This window comes from Paenibacillus peoriae KCTC 3763 (genome assembly GCF_000236805.1).
GTDB lineage: Bacteria > Bacillota > Bacilli > Paenibacillales > Paenibacillaceae > Paenibacillus > Paenibacillus peoriae.
Window position 1 is genome coordinate 576,147 of the sequence record NZ_AGFX01000011.1, and the last position, 12,659, is coordinate 588,805.

At 48.9% G+C, this 12,659-nt stretch carries 14 protein-coding genes; all 14 read left to right on the top strand.

Going from position 1 to position 12,659, the window contains the following annotated elements; translation table 11 throughout:
- The first annotated feature begins 36 nt into the window (after positions 1–36).
- The 14 genes from accC (at position 37) to recN (ending at position 12,571) form a co-directional block, all read left to right on the top strand.
- Entirely contained in the window at positions 37–1,380 is a 1,344-nt protein-coding gene (gene accC / locus KQI_RS0105045) for an acetyl-CoA carboxylase biotin carboxylase subunit (protein WP_010345643.1), read from the top strand.
- A 123-nt stretch (positions 1,381–1,503) separates the two neighbouring features.
- Entirely contained in the window at positions 1,504–1,917 is a 414-nt protein-coding gene (locus KQI_RS0105050) for an Asp23/Gls24 family envelope stress response protein (protein ID WP_007430927.1), read from the top strand.
- A gap of 73 nt (positions 1,918–1,990) precedes the next feature.
- Positions 1,991–2,530: an alkaline shock response membrane anchor protein AmaP gene (gene amaP / locus KQI_RS0105055; RefSeq protein WP_010345645.1), complete on the top strand. Its 540-nt coding sequence runs from the start codon at positions 1,991–1,993 to the stop codon at positions 2,528–2,530.
- A gap of 15 nt (positions 2,531–2,545) precedes the next feature.
- The gene (locus tag KQI_RS0105060) at positions 2,546–2,779 is read left to right on the top strand and encodes a DUF2273 domain-containing protein (RefSeq protein ID WP_007430925.1); all 234 of its coding nucleotides are present in this window, start codon (positions 2,546–2,548) and stop codon (positions 2,777–2,779) included.
- A gap of 134 nt (positions 2,780–2,913) precedes the next feature.
- Positions 2,914–3,363 (top strand): transcription antitermination factor NusB, encoded by a 450-nt coding sequence (gene nusB / locus KQI_RS0105065; protein WP_010345646.1) that lies wholly within the window; start codon positions 2,914–2,916, stop codon positions 3,361–3,363.
- Positions 3,364–3,399: 36 nt separating this feature from the next.
- The gene (gene folD / locus KQI_RS0105070; RefSeq protein WP_010345647.1) at positions 3,400–4,257 is read left to right on the top strand and encodes a bifunctional methylenetetrahydrofolate dehydrogenase/methenyltetrahydrofolate cyclohydrolase FolD; all 858 of its coding nucleotides are present in this window, start codon (positions 3,400–3,402) and stop codon (positions 4,255–4,257) included.
- Between the two features lie 12 nt (positions 4,258–4,269).
- Positions 4,270–5,634 carry an exodeoxyribonuclease VII large subunit gene (gene xseA / locus KQI_RS0105075; RefSeq protein WP_010345648.1) on the top strand — a complete coding sequence of 455 codons (1,365 nt, stop codon included), beginning with the start codon at positions 4,270–4,272 and terminating at the stop codon, positions 5,632–5,634.
- The gene (gene xseB, locus KQI_RS0105080; RefSeq protein WP_007430920.1) at positions 5,624–5,884 is read left to right on the top strand and encodes an exodeoxyribonuclease VII small subunit; all 261 of its coding nucleotides are present in this window, start codon (positions 5,624–5,626) and stop codon (positions 5,882–5,884) included. Before xseA ends, xseB begins: the two co-directional genes overlap by 11 nt.
- Complete coding sequence (locus KQI_RS0105085; protein ID WP_010345649.1) at positions 5,856–6,779, top strand: polyprenyl synthetase family protein; 924 nt, start codon at positions 5,856–5,858, stop codon at positions 6,777–6,779. The genes xseB and KQI_RS0105085 overlap by 29 nt, the downstream gene beginning before the upstream one ends.
- Positions 6,780–6,886: 107 nt before the next feature.
- Positions 6,887–8,785, top strand: a complete 1,899-nt coding sequence (gene dxs, locus KQI_RS0105090; RefSeq protein WP_010345650.1) for a 1-deoxy-D-xylulose-5-phosphate synthase — start codon at positions 6,887–6,889, stop codon at positions 8,783–8,785.
- A gap of 78 nt (positions 8,786–8,863) precedes the next feature.
- Entirely contained in the window at positions 8,864–9,715 is an 852-nt protein-coding gene (locus KQI_RS0105095) for a TlyA family RNA methyltransferase (protein WP_010345651.1), read from the top strand.
- A 148-nt stretch (positions 9,716–9,863) separates the two neighbouring features.
- The gene (locus KQI_RS0105100; protein WP_010345652.1) at positions 9,864–10,340 is read left to right on the top strand and encodes a hypothetical protein; all 477 of its coding nucleotides are present in this window, start codon (positions 9,864–9,866) and stop codon (positions 10,338–10,340) included.
- Between the two features lie 16 nt (positions 10,341–10,356).
- Positions 10,357–10,806 (top strand): transcriptional regulator AhrC/ArgR, encoded by a 450-nt coding sequence (ahrC, locus tag KQI_RS0105105; protein WP_007430915.1) that lies wholly within the window; start codon positions 10,357–10,359, stop codon positions 10,804–10,806.
- A gap of 46 nt (positions 10,807–10,852) precedes the next feature.
- Positions 10,853–12,571, top strand: coding sequence for a DNA repair protein RecN (recN, locus tag KQI_RS0105110; protein WP_010345654.1), 1,719 nt, complete (start codon positions 10,853–10,855; stop codon positions 12,569–12,571).
- Positions 12,572–12,659: the final 88 nt, after the last annotated feature.

Here is a 12,659-nt window from a genome sequence, read left to right on the forward strand (position 1 = left end):
GGGCCCAACAAGACTGCTCCCAGGGAGGATAAAGTCATGACATTTCAAAAAGTATTGATTGCGAATCGTGGAGAAATTGCGGTTCGCATCATTCGCGCTTGCCGCGAAATGAATATTTCAACGGTTGCCGTCTATTCGGAAGCCGATAAGGATTCGCTGCATGTGCGTCTCGCAGATGAGGCCTACTGTATCGGACCGACGCTGTCCAAGGACAGCTACCTGAATTTTACGAATCTGATGAGTGCTGCTACATTGACTGAATGTGATGCCATCCATCCGGGTTACGGATTTTTGGCGGAGAACGCCGACTTCGCTGAAATTTGCGAATCGTGCAATATTACGTTTATTGGTCCTTCTCCCGAGGCGATTAACAAAATGGGGGACAAGGCCGTAGCCAAGCAGACGATGAAGGATGCCGGAGTTCCGGTTATTCCGGGTTCGGATGGGCTTGTCGAGGATTTGCAGGATGCGATTAGCATCGCACGCGATATCGGTTATCCTGTTATTATCAAGGCCACTGCAGGTGGCGGCGGTAAGGGTATTCGTATTGCCGAGGATGAGGATAACCTCATTCAGCAAATTACTACTGCCCAGCAGGAAGCGCAAAAAGCGTTTGGGAATGCGGGTGTGTATTTGGAAAAATATTTGACCGGTATGAAGCACGTGGAAATTCAGATTATAGCGGACAAGCACGGCAATGTTGCGCATTTGGGTGAACGCGACTGCTCTGTGCAGCGCCGCCGTCAGAAGTTATTAGAGGAAGCGCCATGTCCTGTACTTTCACCGGATGTGCGCGAAGCAATGGGACAGGCTGCCGTTCGTGCAGCTTTGGCCGTTCAGTACTCTGGCGCGGGTACACTCGAATTTTTGCTTGGACCGGACAATCAATTTTACTTTATGGAAATGAATACACGTATTCAGGTAGAACATCCCGTAACGGAGATGATTACCGGTGTAGACCTGATTAAGGAAATGATTTCGGTTGCAGAAGGGAAGCCGCTATCCTTTACACAGGAAGAAGTGGTCATCAATGGATGGGCGATAGAGTGCCGCATTAACGCCGAGGACCCGGATCGTAATTTTATGCCTTCACCAGGTAAAATCGGATTTTATCTGCCGCCAGGCGGCTTCGGGGTACGTGTAGACAGCGCAGCTTATCCGGGTTACAGCATTTCTCCTTATTATGACTCCATGATCGCCAAGCTGATTGTGTGGGCACCGACACGGCAGGAGGCGATTGCCAAAATGAAGCGGGCTTTAAGTGAGTTTGCCATTGAGGGGATATCGACTACGATTTCTTTTCATCAGCGCTTGCTGGAGCATCCGACCTTTATTAAAGGCGATTTTGATATTAAATTTTTAGAGGAAAACGAAGTTTAATCGGTATATTTCCTCCGTTTGTCATAATGAACGTCAAATGATATAGTATGGATAATAAGTAAGCATGTCTGCTTTGATCCCAAAGCTGAATGAAACTTATTCTGACCGAAAGGTGTTGAAGGTATGAGCACAGTGCCAACCGAATTCGAACGTACAGAAATTGGAGAGATTCAGATTGCCCCGGAAGTGATTGAAGTGATTGCCGGACTGGCTACCGTTGAGGTGCCAGGCGTAGCGGGAATGAGTGGCGGGTTTGCCGGCGGATTTGCTGAGTTGCTGGGCCGCAAAAATTTGTCCAAGGGTGTAAAAGTGGAAGTCGGACAGCGTGAAGCGGCTGTAGACGTCTCCGTCATTATTGAGTACGGTAACCGTCTGCCTGAGGTGGCTGCTGCTATTCAGCATAATGTTAAGCGTTCCATTGAAACGATGACAGGACTTAACGTTGTTGAAGTGAACGTGCAAATTCATGATGTTCAATTCAAAAGTGCCGAAAAAGTAGAAGAGCCGGAAGTTCTGGGCGCCGGACGGGTTAAATAGAGCGATACTTTGTACAAACCCCCGACCCTTTTGGGTCGAGGGTTTACTCTAATTTAAGGAGGCTGTGCGTTTCGTGGCCAAAGTTATGGACAGACTTCTGCTGTTCTTGTACAGCTTGAGTATCGGAATTATTTCCATTCTCGCCATCCTCCTCCTGAGCGGGGCCATTCCGTATGATTTAAGTATTGAGGATGAGCGAGTCGTATGGATTGCCAGCTTGATCATTGCTGGGGTTCTGCTGCTGTTGAGTCTCCGGGTTTTTTATATCTCTATTCGCCGGAGCCAATCCGTGCAGCATTCAATTGATCAACGAACGGAATACGGCGATATTCAGATTTCGGTGGATACCATTGAAAATCTGTGTCTCAAAGCGTCATCCCGCTTTCGTGGGATGCAGGACTTGAAGGCACGTGTTCGCGTGCTGGAATCGGGACTTGATATTACGATTCGGGCGGTTGTAGACGGGGAAAGCTCCATTCCGGTGTTAACCTCCGAGGTACAAAAGGGGGTACACGATCATGTGGAAGAAATTACAGGTATTCCTGTGTCCAATGTGTCGGTGTACATCGCTAATGTTTCTCAGTCACCAAGCTTTAAGAGTCGTGTGGAATAGAGGTGATTTTCCCTGATGCCCTGGAAAGAAATATGGGGAAGTTACAAGGGCCGGATCACGGGGATTACGGCTGGCATTTTTTTTGGTTTCATTTACTTGTGGGCAGGCTTTTGGAATATGTTGTTCTTTGCATTGATGGTGTTCATCGGATATACGCTAGGAAGGCGTAGCGATTCAGCGCTCGGTTCCCTCCTCCCTTGGAAGGAATGGAGCGATTGGCTGTCGCAGCGTTGGCGTCCTTTTAAATGAACCCTGTGATACGTGTTCTCCAAAATAGAGCTGTAGCTTTTTTGCGCCCAACGTTTTGGAGGATGCGTTCACAGGTTTTTTTGTGAAAATGGTTAAAATGAAAAATAGATACAGGCAAGCGTAGGAGGCAGGGCATGAAAAGACGTCTGGCGAGGGAATTAGCGGTACAAAGCATGTACCATATGGAAATGAATGAAGTGGATGCAGCAGCAGCGGTGGACATGCTGCTTCAGGAAGCCGCTGAGGAGAACGAAGCGGAAGTTGTCATTAAAAACGCAGCAGCGTTGAGATCGTATGTTTTGGAGCATGTGCGTGGTACGTGGGAACACAAGGAAGCCATTGATGGACTGTTGGTGGATTACCTTAAAGGCTGGCAGATCAGCAGACTTTCACGCGTGGATCGTCAAATATTAAGACTTGCCGTATATGAAATGATTTTCCGTGAGGATGTTCCAGCCAAGGTGGCAGTCAACGAAGCTATCGAATTGTCCAAACATTTTGGTACCGAAGAGTCGGGCAAATTTGTTAATGGTGTGCTGGGTCGAGTGATCCAAGAGCTGGAGCAGTTAAAAACACGTTTTTAAGTTGAACTACTGAATCAGGTTGGGGAGTGGTTAAACATGTCGGCACCGATCATTGATGGTAAACAAATCTCTCAGGATATTCGCGCAAGCATTCAGCAAGAGGTCATTCGTCTGAAAGATCACCAGTTTCAACCCGGATTGGCTGTTGTACTGGTAGGTGAAGATCCCGCTTCGCAGGTATATGTTAAAAACAAGGAAAAGGCTTGTCATGATCTCGGCTATTATTCCGAGGTTCATCGGCTGCCAGCGGATACTTCGCAGGAAGCATTGCTGGAACTGGTGGACAAGCTGAATCACCAAAGCAATATTCACGGAATTTTGGTACAGCTGCCGCTGCCCAAGCATATTCATGAAAAAGCGGTCATTGATGCCATTGCCGTGGAGAAGGATGTGGATGGATTTCATCCGGTAAACGTAGGTAATCTGGTCATCGGTGACGATAGCCTGCTGCCTTGTACTCCCGCTGGAGTGATTGAGCTGATTAAGCGTACAGGGGTCGAAATAGCGGGTAAACATGCGGTGGTTATTGGTCGCAGTAATATCGTAGGTAAGCCAGTGTCATTATTGTTGCAGCGGGAAAATGCTACAGTAACGATGTGTCATTCCCGCACAGCGAATATCGCCGAGCTAAGCCGGCAAGCGGATATTTTGGTCGTTGCCATCGGCAAAGCCAATTTTATTGATGCTTCGTTCGTAAAGCCCGGTGCAGTAGTGATCGATGTTGGAATGAATCGTCTGGAGAACGGAAAGCTGGCGGGTGACGTTGATTTTGAGAGCGTGAAGCAGGTGTCCGGTCCGATTACGCCTGTTCCCGGCGGAGTAGGCCCAATGACGATTACGATGCTGATGCAAAATACGCTCGTAGCGGCCAAGCGGTCGCACGGTTTGGCATAAGGACGACTGCCTGTGGCTGAACAGCGTATTTACTCAATAAAGGACCTGAATCGTTATATCCGGATGAAGCTCGAATCGGATCAGGTGCTGTCCGACGTATGGATACGCGGGGAAATTTCTAACTTTACGCATCATTCGAGTGGTCACATGTATTTTACGCTCAAGGATGAGGGGAGCCGCATACGATCGATTATGTTTGCGACCCATAATAAGCGGCTCCCTTTCGTGCCTAAGGAAGGTACGCGTGTTATTGCCCGGGGAAACGTATCCGTGTACGAACGGGATGGACAATATCAATTTTATGCGACCCAAATGCAGCCTGATGGCATCGGAAGCCTTTATCTTGCTTACGAGCAGCTCAAACAAAAGCTGGATGCCGAAGGGTTATTTGAACCTGCTCGCAAGCGTAATTTGCCGGCTCACCCGGCAACGATCGGTGTGATTACATCGCCGACCGGGGCGGCTGTACGGGATATTATCACGACGCTTCAACGGCGATACCCACAGGCGGGAATTGTCCTATATCCTGTGCTTGTACAAGGCAAAGGGGCTGCGCCCTCCATCGTCAAGGCGATTGAAGCCATGAATCGCATGCAGGAGGTGCAGGTGATGATCGTCGGGCGGGGCGGCGGCTCGCTGGAAGAGCTGTGGGCATTTAACGAGGAGGCCGTTGCGCGCGCCATCTATGCATCGGTCATCCCGGTTATTTCGGCGGTCGGACATGAAACGGATTTTACCATTGCCGATTTCGTGGCCGATTTGCGTGCCGCTACGCCGACCGCAGCGGCCGAACTGGCTGTGCCTCATCAGGGAGAGCTGCGGGATCAGCTGCTCCAGCGAGAGCAGCGGTTGCGCAACGCTCTGAGGCAGCGGCTGGAAACCAGCCGTGATCGCTTAGCCCGACTGCAGCGTTCGCCGGTGCTGCTGCATCCGCGCCGCTACATGCTGCAGCATGCGGAGCGAATGGACATGCTGCATCAGCGGCTGATCCGTGCAGCGGGCAACCGTGCGCGCTTAAACGCGGAAAAAAACGCGCGTATGCGTCAGGTACTGGAGCGTTTTAACCCGCGTGAACAAATTCGCTCGGCGCGCAAGCAGACGGATATGGCGCAACGTCAGCTAGAGTCAGCTATACATGCGATTACGAAATCGGGACGGCAGCAGCTGCACGCGGGCATTCGCCAACTGGATGCGCTGAGCCCACTCAAGGTCATGGCCCGAGGCTACAGCCTGGTGTATGATGAGCAGGAAAAACGGCTGATCAAGTCGCTCAAAGACGTACAGCCGGGAGATTCCATCAAGATTAAAGTGAGTGACGGGCAGTTGGACTGCCAAGTATGGGGAATGAAGGAGGACGCGAAGCACGGTGGCGAATGAAACGGAACTGAATTTTGAAGCGGCGATGGCTGCTCTTGAGGAAATTGTCGGGCAACTGGAGCACGGTGACGTTCCTCTGGAGCAAGCCATTGATCTGTTTCAGCGTGGCATGAAGCTGTCTCAGCTTTGCAGTCAGAAGCTGGAACAGGTCGAACGTAAAATTGAAATGATCGTGGAAGAGGATGGAGATTTGCGCAAGAAGCCTTTCGGCGGCGGATTGGATGAAAACGGTGGTGAAGGGGTTGAATAGACCATCATTCAAGGAGTATTTGAACGGGACGGCAGACGCGGTTTCGTCTGCGTTAACCGAGCAGTTCCCGGCCCATTGGAACATTCCCGCAGTTCTTCGAGAATCTATGAATTATTCACTCACCGCAGGCGGAAAACGTCTGCGGCCTCTGCTTGTGATCGCGGCTGCCGAAGCATTTGGCGGAAGCAGGGAGGCTGCGTTGCCGGTGGCATGTGCAGTAGAAATGGTACATACGTATTCCCTCATTCACGACGACTTGCCAGCTATGGATGATGATGATTACCGCCGGGGCAAACTGACGAATCATAAGGTATACGGCGAAGCGGTTGCTATCCTTGCGGGTGATGCGCTGCTGACCCATGCCTTTTACAGCGTCGTACAAGCAGGTCGGCGTCACGGGATTTCATCCGATGCGCTACTGTCCATCGTGGAGGAGCTGTCCGAAATGAGCGGAGCACGGGGCATGGTAGGTGGTCAGGTCGCGGATATGTCTGGCGAGCAGGGATTGACAGGCATCGAGGAGCTGGAATATATCCATCTCCATAAAACCGCTGATTTGATCATTTTCTCCCTCTTGGCAGGTGGACGGATCGGAGGAGCGAACAAGAATCAATTAGAAGCGCTTCGCCAATTTGGACGCGATCTGGGTTTGGCTTTTCAAATTCAGGACGATATACTGGACCTCATAGGCGATGAGAGCAAAATGGGTAAAAAAACACAAAGCGATGTTGAACAGGAGAAGGTGACTTATCCGTTTTTTATCGGTATGGAGGCGTCTCAGCAGCAAGTAGAGAAGCTCACGGCAACTGCCAAAAAAGCGTTAATAGAAGGCGGTATCCCGGATTCGTCGCGTTTGCTGGAGATTGCGGATTACCTGATGAAGCGTGATCATTAGTGCGGTTAAAGCAGCTTTGACTTGTCTGCGTTTAGGCAAGGGCACAAAGTGTGATATAATATTTGTTAACTTTACACACAAACTTGAAGGAAAGCGGGGAGATATGCGTGCTGCTTCCACACATAAAGCAACCAGGCGATCTGAAATCACTGTCGGTTGAGCAGTTGGCTTCTCTAGCCGAGGAAATCAGGAGCTTTTTGATTGAGAAGCTGTCCGTGACTGGGGGGCATCTGGCATCGAATCTGGGAGTGGTTGAGCTCACAATCGCCCTGCATTACTGCTATAACAGTCCGAAGGACAAGATGATATATGACGTTGGACATCAGGCCTACGTGCACAAAATATTGACAGGGCGAATGGATCGGTTTGATACTCTTCGTCAGCGTGATGGACTTTGTGGATTTGTCAAGAGAAGCGAGAGCGAGCATGATGTCTGGGAAGCCGGTCATAGCAGCACGTCTCTGTCTGCGGCGATGGGAATGGCATTGGCACGGGATTTGAAGGGCGAGGACAATAAAGTTATTGCGGTGATCGGGGATGGAGCGTTGACCGGAGGCATGGCCTTCGAAGCGTTGAATCATATCGGTCATGAACGTAAAAATTTGATGGTCATTCTGAATGACAACGAAATGTCGATAGCGCCGAATGTTGGGGCCATGCATAATTACTTGAGCAAAATCCGCTCGGATCGTCACTATTTGCGGGCCAAAGATGAGCTCGAAGTTTTGTTGAAAAAAATACCCGCTATTGGCGGTAAACTTGCCAAATCGGCTGGCCGTGTCAAGGACAGTTTTAAATATATGATGGTTCCAGGCGTGCTGTTCGAGGAACTGGGACTTACGTATCTCGGTCCGGTCGACGGACATGATTTGCCGAAGCTGATCGAAACCTTCCAGCAGGCTGATAACGTCACGGGTCCTGTGTTGGTGCATGTCGTAACCACTAAGGGCAAGGGCTACAAGCCTGCGGAGGCAGATTCACACAAGTGGCACGGAATCAGTCCGTACAAAATTGAATCCGGTCAGGTGCTCAAGGCTGTGGGCAATCCTATGTACACGGAAATTTTCGGACGGACGCTGATTGAACTGGCTGAACAGGACGAACGCATTATAGCGGTTACGCCTGCTATGCCTGGTGGTTCTGGACTGGTGCCGTTCAGCGAGGAGTTCTCTACACGGATGATTGACGTCGGCATTGCCGAGCAGCATGCAGCTACCATGTGTGCCGCATTGGCGATGGAGGGACTGAAGCCGATATTTGCGGTATATTCCACCTTTATGCAGCGTGCTTATGATCAGATTGTACATGATATTTGCCGTCATAATGCGAATGTGATGTTTGCGATTGATCGTGCCGGTTTTGTCGGGGCAGACGGGGAAACGCATCATGGCGTGTTCGATGTAGCATTTTTACGTCATATCCCTAATCTTGTGCTTATGATGCCTAAGGATGAAAATGAGCTGCGCCATATGATGAAAACAGCGCTGGACTACGATGATGGCCCAATTGCTTATCGCTATCCGCGTGTTAATGTGGTGGGTGTGCCATTGGATTCGGAACTGAAAGCCATACCGATTGGCAGTTGGGAGCTTCTGCGCAAAGGTGAGGGCTACGCTGTAATTGCTTCAGGCCCGATGCTGCAGGTGGCGGCGGAGGCTGCGGAGGCGATGAAACGTGAAGGCCTGCAGGTGAGTGTCGTCAATGCCCGTTTTCTCAAGCCAGTGGACGAGGAAATGCTGCGTGAGCTGGCCCGCCAGCATACGAAGCTGATCGTTTTGGAAGAAGCTTCTGAAGCGGGAAGTTTGGGTAGCGCCGTACTGGAATTTTACGCGAATGAAGAAATTCTAAATGCACAGGTGCGTCTAATGGGGATTCCCGATAGGTTTGTGGAGCATGGCTCCATTAAAGAGCAGCGTGCTGAAGTGGGTCTCACCGTTGAAGCCGTATGCCTCAAGCTTCGTCAATGGGCCGCTGAGCCAGCTTATGGCATCGGACAATCGGTATAAGGGAACCCGGTGCTAAGATGATAATAATTATAAAAAAAGTATGACAAATGCAGCTTGGCTGCCTAAAGGGAGATTAACATGTCTGTTCCGAAGGAACGCATTGATGTATTGCTTGTAGAACAAGGCTTTTTTGAAAGCCGTGAAAAAGCCAAGGCCGCTATCATGGCAGGTCTAGTGCTGGCGGACAGCGAGCGGATTGAGAAGGCGGGTATGAAGGTGCCGCGCGATAGTGAGCTTAAAGTTAAGGGATCGGTGCATCCGTATGTAGGTCGTGGAGGATTGAAGCTGGAAAAGGCTATTCGCGAATTTGCGCTCGATATGAACGGCAGGACCATGCTGGATATCGGCTCATCCACCGGTGGTTTTACGGATTGTGCGCTTCAGCATGGAGCGGAATACGTATATGCGATTGACGTGGGCTATAATCAGCTGGACTGGTCGCTTCGTAATGATGCGCGGGTATGTGTCATGGAGAAAACAAATTTTAGGTATGTGACACCTGCGGATTTGAACGGTCCTGTTCCAAATTTCGCAAGTATTGACGTTTCTTTTATTTCGTTACGCATTATTTTGCCTCCGCTGCTTGCATTGCTGAAACAGCCTGCCGATATTGTAGCTTTGATCAAGCCGCAATTTGAAGCTGGCCGTGAAAAGGTCGGAAAATCCGGTGTAGTCCGTGATCCTGCTACGCATAAAGAAGTGTTGCAGACCATCCTGATGTTTGCGCAAGAGCTTGGTTTCTCGCTGCAAGACTTGGCTTATTCTCCGATTACAGGTGGAGAGGGCAATATTGAATTTTTGGCGCATTGGCGTTTGGACGAGGCGATGGTTGCAAAATTGCCACTGGAGAACGACGATTTCAGTTCATTGATTGAGCGTACCGTTCAGGAAGCAGGTCAGACTTTTAACAATGGTCCGTCGCGCAAGTAACATTCAGGGGTTCTCATGAGTTCGGTGAACTTAAGGGAATCCCTTTTTGGTGTGGGGGATTGATTATCGAACTCACGTTCGCCTATAATGAGGAGTATAGAGGAATTTTACGTCTTGTCCTAGAATATGTCCATGAGGTGATCGGTTCATGGACACACGATATGATACGGTTATCATTGTTGTGATCGGGGTGATATTAGCAATATGGGCTTTATACAGCCTGCGTGCATGGTTAGAGGAGCCGGAACCACTTGTATTGAAGACGATACCGATTAACGAGGATCTGGACGAAGGGCCTGCCGTGGACCTGCTTGAAAACGCGGGCTATGAGGTGGTGGGCGGAAAAATGAAAATACCGCTTGCTTTTAAAGTGAATGGAAATACCGTGTATAGTCGTTTGTTTATAGACTACGTAGCTGTACGAAACGGTTCGACATATATGGTTACAACATCACGCCGGAAGAAACCAATTCAGTGGAGCGGTCCTGAGTTGCGGGACAGGCTCTTGCCGTATTTGCTGCTCTATCCGGGATGCGCGGGTGTATTGTACGTCGATACGGACGAGCAAAGTATTCGCTTTATTACATTAATGGAAGACCTCGAAGAAGAGGAATATGAAGATTAATCCACAGGAGGATTATATGAAGGGTCAACGACATATTAAAATCAGGGAAATTATTTCACAACAGGAGATTGAAACACAGGATGAACTGGTTGAAGCATTGCGCAAGGCTGGTTTTCAGGTGACTCAGGCAACTGTATCACGGGATATTAAGGAGCTGCTGCTCATTAAGGTTCCAATGGATGATGGCAGATATAAATATTCGATGCCTTCAGACCAGCGGTATAATCCGGTGCAAAAGCTGAAACGAACGTTGGTTGACAATTTTTTGCATATTGATCATACAACAAATCTGATTGTGATGAAATGTCTGCCGGGAACAGCCAACTCCATTGCTGCTTTACTGGACAACATTGAATGGCCTGAGGTTATGGGTACGATTAGCGGGGATGACACCATTCTGATTATTTGCCGGTCGGAAGAGAACAGCGAAGCCATCGTGAATCGTCTTATGGGCTTCATTTCCTAATTGCAGATCAAGCATTTTAATTTGTACATCTTGAGGTGAAAGAACGATGCTGGTCACTTTGTCTATACGAAATTTGGCAGTTGTAGAGGCTGTTGATGTTCATTTTTTTAAAGGCTTTCACGTTTTGAGTGGAGAAACAGGTGCTGGTAAATCCATCATTATCGATGCGTTAGGTCTAATTGCAGGGGGTAGAGGCTCTGCTGATCTTGTGCGTTACGGGTGTGATAAAGCAGAGATGGAAGCCTTGTTTGAACTGCCGGCCAAACATCCAGTGTGGAGTACGCTGGAGCAACAAGGTATTAAAGCCAATGCGGAGGAGCATTTGCTGATTCGTCGCGAACTCACAGTGCAAGGGAAAAGCTCTTCACGAATTAATGGGCAAATGGTTAATTTAACGATGTTGCGTGAGGTAGGCGAGCAGTTGGTCAATATCCACGGACAGCATGAGCATCAAAGTTTGCTGCGTGCAGATCGTCACTTGGCGCTCTTGGATACGTTTGGGGATTCGGTCATTGGTCCGGTCAAAGCGTTGTATCGAGAGCACTACAATGCTTTTGTCAAAGCTGAAAAAGAAGTACGGGAATTGCAAAGCTCCAGCCAAAAGGCTTATCAGCTATTGGATATGTATCGATTTCAACTGGAAGAGATCGCTGCAGCGGAGCTGAAATTGGGGGAAGATGAATTATTGGCAGAAGAACGGGTCAAGCTATCCCATAGTGAGAAAATGATGGATGGGATATCAGGAGCCTACGAATTGCTAAATGGCAGAGGTGGACTGGACGTGATCAATGATGTACTGTCCAGACTAAATGATGTCCAAAACTACGACAGCAAAAGTCTTCAGCCTATTGCCGAGCAGATTCAATCAGCTTTTTACCAGTTGGAGGATGCGGCATTTCAATTACGTTCGTATCGTGAGGATATTGAATTTAATCCGGGGAAGCTGCACGAAGTAGAACAACGTTTGAATCAAATTACCGGGCTACAACGAAAATATGGTGATAGTATCGAGCAGATTTTGGAATACTATAGCCGTATTGAGCAGGAAACCGACCTGCTGGAAAATAAGGATGAACGACTGGAGCAATTGATTGCAAAGCGGGATCAGTTGCTTACGAATTTGTTGGAAATTGCGGAAGAGCTTACGGAAGCGCGTGAAATTTGCGCGGAGGAGCTTGCAGAGCAAGTGGAGCAAGAATTAAAAGACCTTCAAATGGAAAGAACGTCACTCAAGGTTCGTATTGATGCAATTGAAGATCCACGAGGATATGAATATAAAGGACTTCGTGTAAGACCTACCAAGCAGGGGATTGATAATGCGGAATTCCTTATTTCTCCCAATCCTGGAGAGCCACTTCGTCCACTAGGCAAAATCGCTTCAGGCGGTGAATTGTCACGTATTATGTTGGCAATGAAGAGCATTTTTGCTCGTCATGATCAAATTCCGGTACTCATTTTTGATGAGGTGGATACCGGAGTGAGTGGTCGTGCAGCTCAGTCCATTGCCGAGAAGCTGTATCGATTGTCCTCTGTCTGTCAAGTGTTTTCCATTACTCATTTACCGCAGGTGGCATGTATGGCGGATCACCAGTATTTAATTGAGAAAAACGTTCATGATGGACGGACCATGACACAAATTGAGGGATTAACTGAAGAAGGGCGTGTCAAGGAATTGGCACGTATGCTGGGCGGCGTAGAAATTACCGAAAAAACATTGCATCACGCACAGGAAATGTTGAATTTGGCGGAAGGAAAGAAAGCCTGAAAAGAGCGGCTGGCGTAATGATTAACAGTTATAAAAGCCTGGGGGCAAGGTTACCTTATAGGTACGCAATTGGCGACCACCTTTACTC